General features: G+C 60.9%; 18 protein-coding genes, 1 tRNA gene and 1 pseudogene. 12 read left to right on the top strand and 8 right to left on the bottom strand.

The window, feature by feature from the left end:
* Nucleotides 1–4 precede the first annotated feature (4 nt).
* From HND92_RS11975 to HND92_RS11960, 4 genes are all read right to left on the bottom strand, one after another.
* Entirely contained in the window at nucleotides 5–787 is a 783-nt protein-coding gene (locus tag HND92_RS11975; RefSeq protein WP_172207197.1) for a UDP-2,3-diacylglucosamine diphosphatase, read from the bottom strand.
* Between the two features lie 8 nt (nucleotides 788–795).
* Entirely contained in the window at nucleotides 796–1,323 is a 528-nt protein-coding gene (locus HND92_RS11970) for a peptidylprolyl isomerase (RefSeq protein ID WP_015913573.1), read from the bottom strand.
* 18 nt (nucleotides 1,324–1,341) lie between these two features.
* Nucleotides 1,342–1,929, bottom strand: a complete 588-nt coding sequence (locus HND92_RS11965) for a peptidylprolyl isomerase (protein ID WP_015913572.1) — start codon at nucleotides 1,927–1,929, stop codon at nucleotides 1,342–1,344.
* Between the two features lie 82 nt (nucleotides 1,930–2,011).
* Nucleotides 2,012–2,584, bottom strand: a complete 573-nt coding sequence (locus HND92_RS11960) for a tetratricopeptide repeat protein (RefSeq protein ID WP_172207195.1) — start codon at nucleotides 2,582–2,584, stop codon at nucleotides 2,012–2,014.
* A gap of 253 nt (nucleotides 2,585–2,837) precedes the next feature.
* Between HND92_RS11960 and cysS the strand changes: the two genes are divergently transcribed.
* The 7 genes and pseudogenes from cysS to HND92_RS11925 all read left to right on the top strand — a co-directional run bounded on the left by cysS (nucleotide 2,838) and on the right by HND92_RS11925 (nucleotide 8,952).
* Nucleotides 2,838–4,214, top strand: coding sequence for a cysteine--tRNA ligase (gene cysS / locus HND92_RS11955; protein WP_172207193.1), 1,377 nt, complete (start codon nucleotides 2,838–2,840; stop codon nucleotides 4,212–4,214).
* Between the two features lie 45 nt (nucleotides 4,215–4,259).
* Complete coding sequence (locus HND92_RS11950; protein ID WP_047351447.1) at nucleotides 4,260–4,919, top strand: DNA-3-methyladenine glycosylase; 660 nt, start codon at nucleotides 4,260–4,262, stop codon at nucleotides 4,917–4,919.
* Nucleotides 4,920–4,967: 48 nt separating this feature from the next.
* Nucleotides 4,968–5,945, top strand: coding sequence for an acetyl-CoA carboxylase carboxyltransferase subunit alpha (locus tag HND92_RS11945; RefSeq protein WP_011804898.1), 978 nt, complete (start codon nucleotides 4,968–4,970; stop codon nucleotides 5,943–5,945).
* Nucleotides 5,946–6,108: 163 nt separating this feature from the next.
* Nucleotides 6,109–6,408, top strand: a pseudogene (locus tag HND92_RS11940) (chemotaxis protein); the annotation flags it as partial.
* A gap of 92 nt (nucleotides 6,409–6,500) precedes the next feature.
* Nucleotides 6,501–7,508, top strand: coding sequence for a tRNA lysidine(34) synthetase TilS (gene tilS, locus HND92_RS11935; protein ID WP_047351421.1), 1,008 nt, complete (start codon nucleotides 6,501–6,503; stop codon nucleotides 7,506–7,508).
* 37 nt (nucleotides 7,509–7,545) lie between these two features.
* Nucleotides 7,546–8,814 carry an aspartate kinase gene (locus HND92_RS11930; protein WP_011804900.1) on the top strand — a complete coding sequence of 423 codons (1,269 nt, stop codon included), beginning with the start codon at nucleotides 7,546–7,548 and terminating at the stop codon, nucleotides 8,812–8,814.
* Between the two features lie 45 nt (nucleotides 8,815–8,859).
* A tRNA-Ser gene (locus HND92_RS11925) sits at nucleotides 8,860–8,952 on the top strand.
* Between the two features lie 143 nt (nucleotides 8,953–9,095).
* Here HND92_RS11925 and HND92_RS11920 read toward each other — a convergent pair.
* The 3 genes from HND92_RS11920 to HND92_RS11910 form a co-directional block, all read right to left on the bottom strand.
* Complete coding sequence (locus HND92_RS11920) at nucleotides 9,096–10,346, bottom strand: hypothetical protein (protein ID WP_172207191.1); 1,251 nt, start codon at nucleotides 10,344–10,346, stop codon at nucleotides 9,096–9,098.
* 153 nt (nucleotides 10,347–10,499) lie between these two features.
* Complete coding sequence (locus HND92_RS11915) at nucleotides 10,500–11,117, bottom strand: hypothetical protein (protein ID WP_172207189.1); 618 nt, start codon at nucleotides 11,115–11,117, stop codon at nucleotides 10,500–10,502.
* A 3-nt stretch (nucleotides 11,118–11,120) separates the two neighbouring features.
* Entirely contained in the window at nucleotides 11,121–11,447 is a 327-nt protein-coding gene (locus tag HND92_RS11910) for a type I restriction endonuclease subunit M (RefSeq protein WP_172207187.1), read from the bottom strand.
* Here HND92_RS11910 and HND92_RS11905 point away from each other — a divergent pair.
* Nucleotides 11,446–11,790 carry a hypothetical protein gene (locus HND92_RS11905; protein WP_172207185.1) on the top strand — a complete coding sequence of 115 codons (345 nt, stop codon included), beginning with the start codon at nucleotides 11,446–11,448 and terminating at the stop codon, nucleotides 11,788–11,790. The two genes, HND92_RS11910 and HND92_RS11905, sit on opposite strands and share 2 nt — an antisense overlap.
* A gap of 257 nt (nucleotides 11,791–12,047) precedes the next feature.
* Here the strand turns inward: HND92_RS11905 and HND92_RS11900 are convergent, their stop codons facing one another.
* Nucleotides 12,048–12,842 (bottom strand): hypothetical protein, encoded by a 795-nt coding sequence (locus HND92_RS11900; RefSeq protein WP_157896442.1) that lies wholly within the window; start codon nucleotides 12,840–12,842, stop codon nucleotides 12,048–12,050.
* 473 nt (nucleotides 12,843–13,315) lie between these two features.
* Here HND92_RS11900 and HND92_RS11895 point away from each other — a divergent pair, with 473 nt between their 5' ends.
* The 4 genes from HND92_RS11895 (at nucleotide 13,316) to HND92_RS11880 (ending at nucleotide 16,685) form a co-directional block, all read left to right on the top strand.
* A complete protein-coding gene (locus HND92_RS11895; protein ID WP_236748531.1) occupies nucleotides 13,316–13,621 on the top strand; it encodes an AlpA family transcriptional regulator in 306 nt (101 codons plus the stop codon).
* A gap of 316 nt (nucleotides 13,622–13,937) precedes the next feature.
* Nucleotides 13,938–15,302 carry a hypothetical protein gene (locus HND92_RS11890; protein ID WP_172207184.1) on the top strand — a complete coding sequence of 455 codons (1,365 nt, stop codon included), beginning with the start codon at nucleotides 13,938–13,940 and terminating at the stop codon, nucleotides 15,300–15,302.
* 205 nt (nucleotides 15,303–15,507) lie between these two features.
* Nucleotides 15,508–16,101: a DUF1819 family protein gene (locus HND92_RS11885; protein WP_172207182.1), complete on the top strand. Its 594-nt coding sequence runs from the start codon at nucleotides 15,508–15,510 to the stop codon at nucleotides 16,099–16,101.
* Nucleotides 16,098–16,685, top strand: a complete 588-nt coding sequence (locus tag HND92_RS11880; protein ID WP_172207180.1) for a DUF1788 domain-containing protein — start codon at nucleotides 16,098–16,100, stop codon at nucleotides 16,683–16,685. The genes HND92_RS11885 and HND92_RS11880 overlap by 4 nt, the downstream gene beginning before the upstream one ends.
* The last annotated feature ends 51 nt before the right edge of the window (nucleotides 16,686–16,736 follow it).

Raw genomic sequence — 16,736 nt, 5'->3', positions numbered from 1 at the left:
GCCGCTACGTGGGGACGAGCGGCAGGCGCTGCAAGCCCTCGGCCGTCAGGCGCAGCACGCCGGCGCGCGGCGGGTGGGCGTCCAGGTCCCAGTCCGTGAGCACGTGGCGCGCCAGGCCGGGGGCCAGTACATGGTCCGCAGGCAGATGGGTGTGGCCGTGGATGAGCGCCTGGGCCCCCGCGGCGCGCAGCCACTCGATGGCGGCCGGGCTGTCCACATCGGCATAGACCGCGGCGCCGGCCTGCTTGCGCGCCTCGCTCTCGCTGCGGGCGCTGCGGCCCTGTGCGCGGCGCTCGTGCAGCGGGCGCGCCAGCAACTGGGCCTGCCATTGCGGGTTGCGTGCCAGGATGCGAAAGCGCTGGTATTCCACATCGTTCAGGCACAGCGCATCGCCATGCGACAGCAGCCAGCGCCGGCCAGCGAACGTGAGCACCGTGGGATCGGCCAGCACGGGTATACCGGTGTGGCGCGTGAAGCCCTCACCCACGAGGAAGTCGCGGTTGCCGTGCATGAAATACAGCGGCCTCGCGTGCGTGGCCTGGGCCAGCAGGGCGCAGCAGGCGCCTTCGAAGCTGCCCGGCTCGTCGATGGCGTCGTCGCCCACCCAGACCTCGAACAGGTCGCCCAGCAGGAACACCGCGTCGGCGGGCGTGCTGTGCAGGTACTGCCGCAAGGTCTGCACCGTGGAGGGCTGGGCTGGCTCCAGGTGCAGGTCGGAGATGAAGTCCACCGTGCGCCACGCGGCTGGCGCGGCCAGCTCGTCCATCGGCGGCACGGATGGTGTCATCGCAGGGCTTACAGCGCCACAGCCTTGTCGATCACCACGGCGTCGAAGGGCACGTCGTCGTGGAAGCCCTTGCGCGTGGTGCGCACCTTCTTGATGGCGTCGACCACGTCCTCGCCCTTGACCACCTTGCCGAACACGGCGTAGCCCCAGCCCTGTGGTGTGGGGGAGGTGTGGTTCAGGAAGGCGTTATCCACCACGTTGATGAAGAACTGTGCCGTGGCGCTGTGCGGGTCGCCGGTGCGGGCCATGGCGATGGTGTACTTGTCGTTCTTCAGGCCGTTGGCGGCCTCGTTCTCGATGGGCGCGTCGGTCGGCTTTTGCTTCATGTCGGCCGTGAAGCCGCCGCCCTGGGCCATGAAGTTCTTGATCACGCGGTGAAAGATCGTGCCGTCGTAGAAGCCCTTGTTCACGTAGTTCAGGAAGTTGGCGGTGGACTTGGGGGCGTTCACGGCGTCCAGTTCCAGCGTGATGACGCCTTGGGTGGCCGTCTCGGCAACGTTGATGGTGACGTGCAGTTCGACTTGCGGGTTGCTCATGGCGGGTGTCCTTTCAGGTTACTTGACCAGGGTTGCAGATTGGATGACCACGGGGGTCGTGGGCACGTTCTGGTGCATGCCGCGGTTGCCGGTGGCTACGGCCTTGATCTTGTCCACCACCTCGGTGCCGCTCACCACCTTGCCGAATACGGCGTAGCCGTGGCCGTCGGGCTGGGGCGCGTTGAGCATGGCGTTGTTCGCCACGTTGATGAAGAACTGGCTGGTCGCCGAATTGGGGTTGGCCGTGCGGGCCATGGCGATGGTGTACTTGTCGTTCTTCAGCCCGTTGGCGGCTTCCAGCGGGATCGGGGCCTTGGTGGGCTTTTGCTGCATGTCGGCCGTGAAGCCGCCACCCTGGATCATGAAGCCATCGATCACGCGGTGAAAGACCGTGCCGTCATAGTGCTTGTCGGCCACGTAGGCCAGGAAGTTCTCCACCGTCTTGGGCGCCTTGGCCGGGTCCAGTTGCACCACGATGTCACCCAGGCTGGTGGCGAGCTTGACCTGGGGTGCTGCGGCACCGGCGGTCTGGGCATTTGCTACTGTAAAAATAGCTGCTAGCGCACATCCAGCAAGCGTTTGGGTGATATTTCTTCTGGAAATCATGGTTGCTCCTTGATCGAAAGGGATAGGGGGCCCGCGGCGCCCGGCTATGCGGGGTCGGGGCCGGCGCGCAAGACGGCGCGCCTCAGCGGCTGGCCGGGGTGGCGGCCTGGGGTGCGGCGGGTTTCGATTCGGCGGCGAACAGCTCGCGCAGCAGCTTGAGCTTGGGCGCCACCGAGGCGGCCGTGGCACGGTCCAGCTGTTGCGCCCGCAGATACGACTGGCTGGCCAGCTTGGCGTGGATGTCGCCCAGGTTCTCGTGGGCGGTGGCGTAGTCGGGCTTGGTGCGGATCGCCGTCTCCAGCGCCGCGCGGGCTTTTCCCAGTTGGTTCTGGCTGGCGTAGAGCACGGCCAGGTTGTTGTAGGGCTCGGGCAGCTCGGGGTAGTCCTCGGTCAGCTGCACGAAGGCATCGATGGCTTCGGCCAGCTTGCCGGAATCGGCCAGCGCCACGGCGCGCAAGAAGCGCAGCTGCGGATCGCGCGGGGTGGCGGCCAGGCGCTGGTCCAGCTTCACGATGGCTTCGGCGGGCTTGCCCAGCTGGAGCAGGCGGGAAATGTCGGCGTACTCGTCCGCCTGGGCCCATGAAGCTGCGAGCAGGGCCACAGTGGCGGCAAGCAGATGCAGGCAGCGGAGGGCGGGTCGGCGTGCAGGAGTCATGGAGGAGGGGCTGGAGAGACGGAGCAGCGCGGTCGGGCCGCGGTGCGGGCTTATACTGCGGCCGATTGTAGCGGAGGGGTTTTGTCATGCCGGTACGCTGTTGCCGCTCCTGATGGCGGGCCCGCCGCCCTTGCGGCAGACCGCCTGCACGCCCCGCGGCACCGCCCATCGCGCGCACTCGCTCTGAGTCGCGCGCCGCACCGGGCGCGCACCGCACCCATCCGCCCCCACCGATTCCCTGGACCCGTCATCCATGAGCTTGCGTATCTACAACACGCTGTCGCGTGCATTGGAGGAGTTTTCCCCGCTCGAACCCGGCCATGTGCGCATGTACGTGTGCGGCATGACCGTGTACGACCTGTGCCACCTGGGCCACGCGCGCTCCATGATCGCCTTTGACGTAGTGCAGCGCTGGCTGCGCGCATCCGGCCTGGCGGTGACCTACGTGCGCAACATCACCGACATCGACGACAAGATCATCAAGCGCGCGGTGGAGAACGGCGAGACCATCCGCAGCCTGACCGACCGCATGATCGACGCGCTGCACCAGGACGCCGACGCGCTGGGCATTGAGCGTCCCACGCACGAGCCCCGCGCCACCGCCTATGTGCCGCAGATGCTGGACATGATCGGCACGCTCCAGGGCAAGGGCCTGGCCTACCAGGCGGGCAACGGCGACGTGAACTATGCGGTGCGCAAGTTCCCCGGCTACGGCAAGCTGTCGGGCAAGTCGCTGGACGAGCTGAATGCCGGCGAGCGTGTGGCCGTGCAGGACGGCAAGCACGACCCGCTGGACTTCGTGCTGTGGAAGTCCGCCAAGCCCGAGGAGCCAGCCGATGTGAAGTGGCGCAGCCCCTTCGGCGAGGGGCGCCCGGGCTGGCATATCGAATGCTCCGCCATGGGCTGCGCGCTGCTGGGCGAGAGCTTCGACATCCACGGCGGTGGCGCCGATCTGCAGTTTCCGCACCACGAGAACGAGATCGCCCAGAGCGAGGGCGCCACGGGCAAACCGTTCGCGCGGCTGTGGATGCACAACGGCTTCATCAACGTGGACAACGAGAAGATGTCCAAGAGCCTGGGCAACTTCTTCACCATCCGCGACGTGCTCAAGGAATACGACGCGGAGACTGTGCGCTTCTTCGTGGTCCGCAGCCACTACCGCAGCCCGCTGAACTACAGCAACGTGCACCTGGACGATGCGCGTGCCGCGCTCAAGCGCCTGTACACCGCGCTGAGCCTGGTGGCACCGGCCCCGGTCGAGGTGGACTGGGCCGAAGGCTACGCCGCCCGCTTCAAGGCGGCCATGGACGAGGACTTCGGCACCCCCGAAGCGGTGGCCGTGCTGTTCGACCTGGCCGGTGAGGTGAACCGCAGCAAGTCGCCCGCCGCGGCGGGCTTGCTGAAGGCGCTGGGCGGCCACCTGGGGCTGCTGCAGGCGGATCCGCAGGACTTTCTGAAAGCAGGCGCCGGGCTGGACGAGGCGGCCATCCAGGCGCAGATCGCCGCGCGCGCCGCCGCCAAGGCGGCCAAGAACTTCGCCGAGGCCGACCGCATCCGCAATGATCTGCTGGCGCAGGGTATCGTGCTCAAGGACTCCGCCGCGGGCACGACCTGGGAGGCGGCTCAGTAAATGGGTTTCGATTCAAATTGGCATGTAGGGCTTGTGGGGTAAGCGGTGGCAGCTACTAAAAAAATAGCGGATGCACCTCCGTCCCTCACGCCCCCCAGCTATTGGGAAGAGGCCTGCCGGCATCTGACCAAGAAGGACCGTGTGATGCGTCGCCTGATTCCCCAGGTAGGCAACGTGGCCCTGAGCCAGCGCGGCGACGCCTTCACCACGCTGGCGCGCTCCATCGTGGGCCAGCAGGTGTCGGTGGCATCGGCGCAGCGCGTGTGGGACCAGTTCGCCGCGCTGTCGCGCAGCATGACGCCGCGCAGCGTGCTCAAGCTCAAGGTGGACGACATGCGTGCGGCCGGCCTGTCGGCACGCAAGGTGGAGTACCTGGTGGACCTGGCGCTGCACTTCGACAGCGGCCGGCTGCACGTGAAGCAGTGGGACCAGATGGACGACCAGGCCATCGTTGCCGAGCTGGTGGCGATCCGCGGCATCAGCCGCTGGACGGCGGATATGTTCCTCATCTTCCATCTGGCGCGGCCGAACGTGCTGCCGCTGGACGATGCCACGCTGATCCAGGGCATCAGCCAGCATTATTTTTCGGGCGACCCGGTCAGCCGCAGCGATGCGCGCGAAGTGGCTGATGCGTGGAAACCCTGGTGCAGCGTGGCGAGTTGGTATATTTGGCGGTCGCTCGCCCCCCTGCCGGTGGACTACTGAACAACGCAGGGCGGCCGGTACCGGGCACCGCCCCGAGGAGAAAACAAGTTGGCGAAAAAGACCTTTCTGGACTTCGAGCAGCCCATTGGCGAGCTGGAATCCAAAATCGAAGAACTGCGCTATGTGCAGAACGAGAGCGCGGTGGACATCTCCGAGGAGATTGACCAGCTCAGCAAGAAGAGCCTGCAGCTCACCAAGGACATCTACAGTGACCTGACCCCCTGGCAGATCACGAAGATCGCGCGCCATCCGGAGCGCCCGTACACCATGGACTACGTGCGCGAGATCTTCACGGATTTCGTGGAAATGCACGGCGACCGGCACTTCGCGGACGACCAGTCCATCGTGGGGGGCCTCGCGCGCTTCAACGGTCACGCCTGCATGGTGCTGGGCCACCAGAAGGGCCGCGACACCAAGGAGCGCACCGCGCGCAACTTCGGCATGAGCCGGCCCGAGGGCTACCGCAAGGCCCTGCGCCTGATGAAGACGGCCGAGAAGTTCAAGCTGCCCGTGTTCACTTTCGTCGATACGCCCGGTGCATACCCCGGCATCGACGCCGAGGAGCGCGGCCAGTCCGAAGCCATCGGCCGCAACATCTACGAGATGGCCCAGCTGGAAGTGCCGATCATCACCACGGTGATCGGCGAAGGCGGATCCGGAGGTGCGCTGGCCATCAGCGTGGCCGACCAGGTCATCATGCTGCAGTACTCGATTTACTCGGTCATCAGCCCCGAGGGCTGCGCGTCCATCCTCTGGAAGACCAGCGACCGCGCGCAGGACGCCGCCGAGGCCATGGGCATCACGGCGCACCGCCTGAAGGCCCTGGGTCTGGTGGACAAGATCGTGAACGAGCCCGTGGGGGGCGCGCACCGCGACCACAAGCAGATGGCCGCCTTCCTCAAGCGTGCCCTGGGCGATGCCTACCGCCAGCTGTCGGACCTCAAGCCCAAGGAACTGCAGGACCGCCGCTACGAGCGCCTGCAGAGCTACGGCCGCTTCACGGACACCAAGGCGGACAGCCGCTAAGGCGAGGCGCACGCGCGCTCAGCGTCGCGCCGATCCTTGAAAAAAGGTGGGGGAATCCCCGCCTTTTTTTGTGACTTACTTGTATCAAAACGTATTATCTTTCCTCGTGCGGACGCGCATCGCTGCAGGAAGAAGGGTTACGTATGTCTCTGTGGAAGTCTCTCACGATGCGGGCACCACCATGGCGGACATCGTGCAGTCGGTGCAGCGCGTCACGGACATCATGGCCGAGATCACCGCTTCCACAAACGAGCAAAGCACCAGCATTGGCGAGGTAGGCCAGGCCGTGGCGCAGTTGGATCAGATGACCCAGCAGAACGCCGCACTGGTGGAAGAAAGCGCCGCAGCGGCGGCCAGCCTCAAAGACCAGTCCGTACGCCTGTCCGACGTGGTGGGTACCTTCCGGCTGCACGACGAGGCCGCAAGCGCCGGTCGGGCGGCGCCGCTGGCACTGCAGCGCTAGCGTGGCGGGGGGGCGCTGGCGCGCGCCGATAATCGGGCCGCCATGCCTGCCCATACGCCACCGCGCCCGCACTGCCGCCGCAGGAGGGACGCTTGACCCAGTCGTTCGACGCCGCAGTCGCGGCCTTCCGGCCCCGTCTGCCCCTGGCCGTGGCCCTCAGCGGCGGCGCAGATTCGACGGCACTGCTGTTGGCCTGCGCAGCGCGCTGGCCGGGGCAGGTGGTGGCTTTCCACGTGCATCATGGATTGCAGGCGGCGGCCGACGGGTTTGAGCAGCATTGCGTGGCCTTGTGTGAGCGGCTGGGCATACCGCTGTGGGTGCGCCGCGTGGATGCGCGCCATGCTGCCGGACAAAGCCCCGAGGATGCGGCACGCCAGGTGCGTTACAAGGCTTTTGAGGCGTTGGCGCTTGACTGTCAAGCGCAAATAGCTATAAAAACAATAGCGATGGCGCAGCATGCGGACGACCAGGTCGAGACATTGCTGCTCGCCCTATCGCGGGGCGCGGGCGTAGCCGGGCTTGCCGCCATGCCGGCGCAGTGGCAGCGCGCGGGCATGGACTGGTGCAGGCCGCTGCTGCGCGTGGCAGCCGCCGACGTGCGCGCCTGGCTGGTCGCGCGTGGCGAGCGCTGGGTGGAAGACCCGACCAACGCCGACGAGCGCTTCACGCGCAACCGCATCCGCCGCCAGTTGTTGCCGGCGCTGCAGCAGGCGTTCCCGCAGTTTCGTGACACCTTTGCGCGCAGTTGCGAACACGCGGCGCAGGCCAGCGAACTGCTGCAGGAACTGGCCGCCGCCGATGCAGCGGCCATCGGCCAGCCGCCCCGCATCGCGGCGCTGCGTGCATTGGGAAGGGCGCGCCAGGCGAACGTGCTGCGCCACTGGCTGCGTGTGCACCACGCCACCACGCCTACGGCCGCACAGCTGAACGAATTGCAGGACCAGTTGGCCGCATGTGCCACGCGCGGGCACCGCATTCACCTGAAGGTGGGCGGGGGCTATGTGGTCCGCGAGGCGGAGGTGCTCGGTTGGTACAATCAACAGGTTTTGGTCCCCATTTCCGCACGGGACGGCGGCGCGCCAGAACAGCTTTTGCAATAGCGCCGCGCATCTGCGTCCCTGCCATTCCAGAAATTCCATGGCACTGATCGTTCATAAATACGGCGGCACCTCGATGGGCTCCACCGAGCGCATCCGCAATGTCGCCAAGCGCGTGGCCAAGTGGGCGCGGGCCGGCCACCAGATGGTGGTGGTACCCAGCGCCATGAGTGGCGAGACCAACCGCCTGCTGGGCCTGGCCAAGGAGCTCACGCCCTCGCGCATTACCTCCGCCTACCACCGCGAGCTCGACATGCTGGCCGCCACGGGTGAGCAGGCCTCGTCGGCCCTGCTGGCCATCGCGCTGCAGGCCGAAGGCATGGAGTCGGTGAGCTACGCCGGCTGGCAGGTGCCCGTGCGCACCGACAGCAGCTACACCAAGGCGCGCATCGAGTCCATCGACGACAAGCGCGTGCGCGCCGACCTGGACGCGGGCAAGGTCGTCATCGTCACAGGCTTCCAGGGCATCGACGAGGGCGGCAACATCACCACGCTGGGCCGCGGCGGCTCCGACACCTCGGCCGTCGCCATCGCCGCCGCGATGAAGGCGCACGAATGCCTGATCTACACCGACGTGGATGGCGTGTACACCACCGACCCGCGCGTGGTGCCCGAGGCGCGGCGCCTGACGACGCTGAGCTTCGAGGAAATGCTGGAGATGGCCAGCCTGGGCAGCAAGGTGCTGCAGATCCGTTCGGTGGAGTTTGCCGGCAAGTACAAGGTGCCGCTGCGCGTGCTTTCCAGCTTCACGTCCTGGGACATCGACATCAATGAGGAAGCCAAGTCCGGCACCCTGATCACCTTTGAGGAAGACGAACAAATGGAAAAAGCCGTCGTATCCGGCATCGCTTTCACCCGCGACGAAGCCAAGATCTCCGTGATCGGCGTGCCCGACACCCCCGGTATCGCCTACCAGATCCTGGGCGCGGTGGCCGACGCCAATATCGATGTGGATGTCATCATCCAGAACATGGGCAAGGAAGGCAAGACCGACTTCAGCTTCACGGTGAATCGGAATGACTACCAACGCACCATCGATCTGTTGAAAGACAAGGTGCTGCCCCAACTGGGCGCCGAGGAAATCGTGGGCGATGCCAAGATCGCGAAGGTCAGCATCGTTGGCATCGGCATGCGCAGCCATGTGGGCGTGGCCAGCAAGATGTTCCGCGCACTGAGCGAAGAGGGCATCAACATCAAGATGATCTCCACGTCGGAAATCAAGACCTCCGTGGTGATCGACGAGAAGTACGTGGAACTGGCCGTGCGTACGCTGCACAAGGCGTTCGAGCTGGACCAGGCTGCCGCCTGAAGTTTCGCCGAAATGGCCTTGAAATGAGGCTACAATAGCGGGATTGGAAACGTGACCGAGTGGCCGAAGGTGCTCCCCTGCTAAGGGAGTATGGGGTGTAGAGCCTCATCGAGGGTTCGAATCCCTCCGTTTCCGCCAGATACCGCTATAAGTTGTTGATTTTAAACGGCTTTTTAGCAAGTCATCAAATCGTTATACGGCTGGTTATACGGTTGCTTTCAGCCAATTCAAGGCATAGAAAGTGGCATTACCAGCATGAAGAAGTTCTAGAGCCCCCGGTCCTAGAACTTTTTTTCATTGGTGGCTTCCCTTTTTACATCACCAGCCACCAGCTCGGCAGCAGGTTCCAGCGGCTTTCCCGCCAGCGCCACCATGCCGCGCATCAGCAACCAGTGCTCGGCAGCGTTCAGCGCCGTATCTTGCGCCCAGCGCCTGACATCGGTCACCGCCATGTCGCGGGACATCCACACGGTTTCTTCCCAGTACCATGTCGCCAGCCATGTGGCGCGTTCGCCGCTGACAGCATTCACGTACCGCAGCTGCGGCGCCTGGTGCCCTGCCGCCTCAAACCGCTCGGCAATCGCCGCTTGGTGCGCAGCCGACAGCCGCCCTTCGCCCTCAATCTTCAGCCAAAGCCTCAATCCCTGCGCCCAGCTGTTTTGGCCCAGTCGCATCGCCGTGGCCATTGGCACATCGGCTCGCAGCGCCCGTGCCGTCGGCTCCAGCACCACGCCCGCTTCGGCATAGCGCAAAGCCGCAGTTGGTGACAGCTCGACGCGCCATTCATCGCTGTTGCCCTGCTCCTGGTCGATATGCGCTTGCAATGCTTCAGCCACACACTGCCACCACAACACGTGCAGGCCCGGGGCATCGTCAATGCCCATCGTTGCCCGTTCCAACTGAGCTACCTGCCGCGCCAGCACCAGTTGCGGCACTCCCATCGCCTCGGCCGCATCCCGAAACGCTAGCATGGCGTGGCCCTCGCTGACCGAGCGCCCCAGCGCCCTCCGGGCAAACCTCAGCACCCAAGCATGGTCTGTTCGCCCCGACTTGGCTTGCCACAACAGCACCACAGCCACAGCGCCCAGCGTATCGAGCGACTCGCGCAAGGCCTCCTCAAACCCTGCGGTGCCCATCCACGCATGCCACTGCACCAGCTCGGTGATGCCGTACGCCGCCATGAACCACACCAACACGCGCAGCGCACGCACAGGCTCCCGGGCTTCTACGTTCCAAAGCAGGCGAGCCAGCTCGGCATCGCCTTCGTCGCTTTGCAGGTACTGCTCCAGCAAGGCCTGCAGATCCCGCAAGGAATCCAAGCCCAGGCGGGGTCGGGCATGTTTGCAGAAATACCGCACCGCCGCCATGCGCTGCGGCCACGCTGGTGGTGTGTGCAGCGCCGTGTCGATTACCTCCAGCATCAGTTGCGCGGCACCATCACCACAGTCATGGGGCGACTGCTGCATTGGTAGCTCCAACAGCGCGGTTAGCAGCCGCTCAAAAGGCCCGGTCGTCAAGGAATCGTCGAGCATGGAAAGCACCTCCAAAGAAGCGAAATAACGCACAGAAGAAACTCCCGCCCATGCAGTAGCGGCGCCTTGCACAAAGCTCGGCGCGACCAAAGGCGGAAATCGAGAAAAGAAATGGAGAAAGAAAAACCGAAAGGAGGAACGAGCCGAACGGGGCTACTCGTCCTCTTGCGCCTGCGCCACAGGCGACAGCACCAGCACCAGCACCGCGTCAATGTTCACGCGCTCACTGAACGTGGCCACCACACGCCGTGGCTGCTTGCTCGCCCAGCCGGTCAGCATGGCATTCCACGGCACCAGCGGTATCGGTGCCATGGCGGGATCGAGCACCAGCAAATCGCTGCGCTCTCCCGCCTCGCCGCGTACCCCCACGGCCAACACCCAGTGCATGTAGCGCTCGGTAGAAAAGCACACCAAACACAAGTTGCCTTCTTCCAGCGCATCGAAAGTACGTTCGGCCACGCGCGAGCGCAGTTCCTTGCAGTGCACCCGCTCTGCATAGGGGGCCAGTTGCTGCTGAAGCTCTTCGACCTCGCAGCCATCGAAGTAGTAGCGCTGCGCCACTTTTCGCAACGCTTCGAGCCGCGCATCCTTGGTGTCCCAAATCAGCGCATTGCGCCGCACTTGGCCCAACACCATCAGCGCCATCAAAACACAGTGGTAGCCGCAAGTGGCATCCACCTCTCCCTGGCGAACATGCAGCCGCTGGTTGCCCACCATGGGGCCGTGCATGCCAGCACTGATACGTGGGTGGCAATGGTAGGAATGCTGCATTGCTCAGTATTCCTCCGGCAGTAGCAAGGTGGTCGAGCGCCGGTCGGCCTCGGTGATGATCCACAGCCGGTGGTTAGTGGGAATGTCGTAGGTGGACAGCACGCGGCTGCCATACGTGAGCGCCGCCGCATTCGCTTGCTTGTCCTCGTCGCACAAGTCACCCCAATCCCCAGCGACGTGACGCAGCACAAACGGCAGCGGTGCCAGCTGCAGTGCTTCGAGCATGTCGAGCGCACCGGGCGTGATCAGCACTTGGCCCAAGGGAAATAAGGGGCGGCGTTGTTGTTCATAGCGCGCCAATGCAGCGGCCTGACCAGGCGAAGAGGTCATGGAAATGCTCCTGAAAAGAAAAACAGAAAAGGAAGGGACGGGCGCTGCGCCCAGTGCGAAGCACCGAACCACGCAAAGCGCGACGGTGCACTCGCGCCTTCCCGCTACAGACCCTGACGCGATACATCGCCATCCCGCCACGACCACAGCGATGACCACGGCCACGGCTGCGCCAAGCGTGCTGTCATGGCGACAGCCGCGCGCAAGCGAGCCACCGTGGTGGCACGGCGTTCGGTGGAATCAAATGGGGGAAATAGGCCCGGGCATGCAGGCAGGAAGAAAGTTGATATTGCTTTTTCGACAGCTTGCCAAATCAAACCAAGCCATCAAAAATCAATATTAACTCAGTGGCATTATATCACAATGCCGGCATTATAGATTTTGGTCGTCAATATCAGCGATATTGCGAAAATATTTCCATTTGGTTTTCAATTTGTAAAATCAGGAAAATTGCCAGAAATGAAAAGCGCGCAGAAAAGCCATTCATATCAGAATGACGGAGCCCGTCGCTTTGCCAATCTAATTCACGGATATTTATTGGTTATATGTGTGAATAAAATTGAGAAGGCGCATTTTAATTGACAGGCGCAACTTAATAAATTATTTCGCCTTTGTTTCAACAAACTCCGACACCCCTCTTGTGAAAATGCTTTCTTTGGTTTTTAACCCATATTTTTTTACCAGTTCTCGATAAAGATCGGCTCTATTTCCACTGTACTTATGTCGAGCATTTTTTCTTGTGGATTTTCTAAGTCCCGCAATTTTTCCTGAATTGATTGCCTTATCTATAGCTAGTTTAATTTCTCCGAGATTTTTTCTGCCTATTACTTCGATGATGCCCTTCTTGGTTGTTTTCTTGATTGGTTGATGTGAAATTAGGGGAGCGATCAATTCAATTTGGGTATCCATTTCTTCTTTTGATGGAATGCCGCGCAGCAGAAAAATATCCATGGGAGTTGACTTTTGGTTAGTTGCTTCATTTTTGGTGATGCATAAAACTTCAAAATACTTCGATCCCTTTGATTCTCTCCAGCCGGTGTAGTGCTCAGTGAAATAATCTTTATTCAGTACGCCGCGAAGAACAAGATAAAGCCATATTCTGTACCAAACTATTTTATGAAGATTTGTTTCGGGCTTAATTGCTGGAGCTTCGTTCGCTAGTGCATTTTGAACTATTTCTCTTGTTTTGGGCTCGCCTTTTGATTTAATCGAAGTGGATCTAATTTTCTGCAGGCCCAAAAGTCCCGCTATATTATTGGGTGCTTTTTTATTTTTTGGTTCAATATCAGGATTCGCAGAGTTGCCCCTGGGTTTTTCATATTTTGAAACTAATTCAATAAAGAAATCGCAAGTCCAATTTGTGTGCAATTTTGATAATATTTCATGCTTTCTCATGGGTATGACGATTGGTTGATTTATTTGGTATTAGATAAGCTGAGCTTTTACCCGTCTGATAGCCGCCATAGGCTTCGCCTTTGAAAGGGCTCGCCAAGAGTGAGTGCCGCCACTTTCCTCGTGCCGCTTGCGTCATCAGTGGCGCCTCGTTCCTCTCCTTGTTTGTACACCAGCACGGCACCGGGTGCACCTCTTTCCTCCGAACTGGTGTCGCGTCTTCGCTTCCATTTTCCTCTTTCCTCTCGGTTTAGTCACGGCGCAAGCTGCCGTTTACCTTCTTCCTCTCGACTGCGCGCGCTGCATTGCGCACCGTCAGATCAGACGCAGCTCGGCGCACATCGCATAGTCTGCAAAGCCAGCATTGGCGCGGCTTTGCGGGGAGTTGATCACATTCCAAAAAAAGAAATGTAAAGACTTTCAGCTGGGCATGCGCATGTTGCGTTCTGCCCGTAGCACTTTGATGGAGTTCGTCCATGAACGAAAAGATGCTGGCTGTAGTGACTGATCAAGCGGCGCCGTCGCGGGGATGCATGAGGTCTGTTCCTGCCCTTCCCGATCCCCTGCGCAACTTCAGCGGCCTTCCCGATGAGGCTTTTGTTCGCCTCCCCGTGGTGCTGATGCTGCTGGGAGTATCCCGCGCGACCGTCTGGCGGCTGTGCAAATCTGGCGCTTTACCTGCTCCTAAAAAGCTGGGCAGCCGAATTTCGGTCTGGAATGTGGGCGCGTTGCGCAATGTTCTGAATTCAGGTTCGCTTTGGAAGGGTTCTGCCCCGGCATAAAACGAGGATTTATCAACTGAGCATGACGTCAATAAAAACCACATTGACGTCAAAAAAGCGCTTGTTTTTGAGCATTTATAGGGTCGGTTGACGAGATCGAGCACCACGCAAATGCACTGTTTTGTAGTAATTGAGTAGCTATGACCAACCAATAGTTGAGCAGCTAAACCTAACCAATCCTGTAAACAAATCAAGTGACCAAATGGCAAAGCAATGAAGTGTCGAGCATATGAGTGGGGCAGCACTGCACTGGTCATCATGGACGCACCCATGAGAAGCCAACTGGTCACACACCAACATTTACGAAATAATTTTTATGTCTGATTCCCAAAAGCTGATCATCCGCCTTCCAGAAGTTCTTCCAGAGCATGGGCCCATCCTGTTTCCCGCAAAGCACTTACTCATCATTGATGAGAAGCGTGCTCTTACCCTTAAGTCCGTTGAGGGTGATATTTGTGGACTGACCACTGCCAATAACAAGATTACAGCGATTACCAACGCTGTGCATGAGGTGTGTGCCTATGGTTTTTCGCAAAATCACCCAGCAACTCTGGTTGGGAGTAATGTGGTTATGCACAACCTCGTATATTATTCGGCGCCTACCTGTCTCTATACGCTGCAACGCTTATTGATTAAGAAGGGGGTAAGCCCGAGCTATGTGAAGACCATCCGGGTGGAGCACTGCAGCTTTCAGGAGATCACGCTAACCTTTTGTTTGCAGTTTGAGTCTGCAAAACAGGCTAGAACTCTTCTGAAGCGGCTCAAGCGCTACGCAGGCATTGTTTTGAAGTCGCCGCGCAGCCAATCCGAAAAGGCATCGAAGAAGATTGGCTTTGCAGGCTCTGGGGATAGCGAGTCTTGGTATATCAACAAGACAGATCATCGCTCAACGCTGTTTTATATCAAGGATCGAAATCAGGCCGGAAAATACTCTTCCTTCGAGTCTCCTGAGGTGGCGAAGAAAATCTATACGCTGGGTCAGAGCCTGCTCCGCATTGAAATCACGTTGAACTCCAACTACCTGGTTGCCAACGGTCTCGATGACCCTCAGGCCTGGCGGGGCACCAAGGGTAAGGAGATCTGCGAGCGCGAGTTCAACTGGCTGCGCAAGTTGCTGAAGGTGGATGTGGACTATCGGGTCAACAAGCCTCAAAAGCGCCATATGGAGGGGCTGGGTGAGCGCGAGCAGTCTGTCCTCGACTGGTATCTGATGGGCAAGCCCGTAAATCGGCACCCGAAATTCCAGTCAGGCGAGTGGAAGAAGTCGCCGATCAAGCGCCGCATTCAGGACCGCCTGCGCATTGACATTGACATTCCTTGGAAGGAGCACTGCCGCATGGCGATCCCTGGGCTCAGCGGGTTGTTGTCGCTTGATCGGCTCGTTGTACCCCCAGCGGAGTTGCTCGATCACTGCCATGTGTTATCGACAGTCAAGCGCAAGAATCGTGAGCTGAAAGAACTGGCGAAGGCGGAAATCGCTGCGGCCGAAGCAAAGCTTGCGATGCAAGCACGCGCCAAGGGCAAGCGTGGTATTGCCCGCCGCGCTGCGGCATCTGCCGATTCGTCTGTGCTGGAGGTGATTCTTGCAGCACTGCGGGAGAAGGGGGTGGAGCTGTGTTTTTCCATGGGAGCGGGTAACGGGGACGGCACAACGGCCGATATCTCTGACTTGATGGGGTAGTGTTTGTGGCCCCGTGGCTCTGTCTTTCCGAGCCACGGGCTCTCGCTTCGAACTCAACAAGACAGATCTGGGCGCACCGTCCGGGCAAGCCGTTCTCCGCAGCAAGCCCCTTCATACTGTGACGCCTCCCAGAAAATGAGCGTCATGGCGCCATCTGAACACTACGGCACTCTCACAATAGCGCTTTTTCAATCACCGATTCTTTGTGCCCATCTACAACGCAGAAATCTCCGCTGGATCGCTCATGCCGCTCGAAAGCAAGCGCATTGCTGCGCTGTTGCTTACGCAGCCGGACGAAACTGCCTGGCGTCACGCCATCGAGATCGACAACATTCTGCAAAAGAAGACCCCCGCCACCGCCCGGCGTCAGGCTACGTTGATTCGCAAACGCCTGATGACTCTGGATGTACAGGGTTGGAGGATGGTCGCGGAGCGCGAGAGTGAGGTGCAACTTCAGCTTCTGCTCGCGGCTGCCATCAAGCACAGTCCGTTGCTCGGTGATTTCCTGCGCAACGTTTACGCCCTGCGACAGCGACGGCTCGAACCTGCTCTGGCGCCGCAAGACTGGCCAGACTTCTTGGCCGAATGCGCCCACAACGACCCTGCGGTTGCACAGTGGACAGATTCCACGCGGGCCAAGCTGTTCCAGGTCATTGTTCGCGTGCTTGCAGAGGCCAAATACCTGGACAATGCCCGCAGCATGCGACTCACCCCCCGATCGCTGCACCCCGATGTGCGGCGCTACCTTGGTGAACGCCATGAAACCTATGTCCTCGAATGCCTGGAGCGCGCGCAATGACGCTGAGCCTTGAAGAACGCCTGAATCAGATCTTGCCGCGTGTCACTTCGCGGGACTTCCTCGACAGCAAGGGGCTCGGCAACGAAATTGGCTTCTGGATCTTTGACTACCCGCCTGACCGTGAAATGGATGTGCGGGATTTCCTCTCAGGCACGGTGGTGCCTGCCCTGGGCAAGCAGTCACCAGCCATTCGCTGCGCTGTAGTCGATCTGTTGACTCTGGTGACGGAGTTATTGGAAGAGCGCAAGTTGCTCGACAAAGCCATCGCCATGCAACAAACCAAAGGCAATGATGGCGCCCTGGCCGCTCTGCGCTCTGTGCTCAAAGAAGACAAGCTGGCCCAAAAAATTGCAGATCGGCATGACATCGCTGCACTGGATTTGCTCGTATTAACTGGCGTGGGCGCCGTCTACCCCATGCTGCGCACCCACACGCTGCTTTCCGCGTTGCACCCGATCATGGGCAAAACCCCGCTGCTGATGTTCTTTCCTGGTCGGTACGATGGCCACTCGCTGCGCCTGTTCAACACGCTGGCCGAAGACCACTACTACCGGGCCTTCCGCCTGGTCCCCGAAACCACTTGAGTTCGCGCCCCCGTCTTCGCTCACCCGCTGCACCCCATCCCATCACAGTCC

This window comes from Diaphorobacter sp. JS3050, assembly GCF_013154915.1.
GTDB lineage: Bacteria > Pseudomonadota > Gammaproteobacteria > Burkholderiales > Burkholderiaceae_C > Diaphorobacter > Diaphorobacter nitroreducens.
Note: the sequence above shows the minus strand (reverse complement) of the source record. Positions and strands in the feature narration are given on the sequence as shown.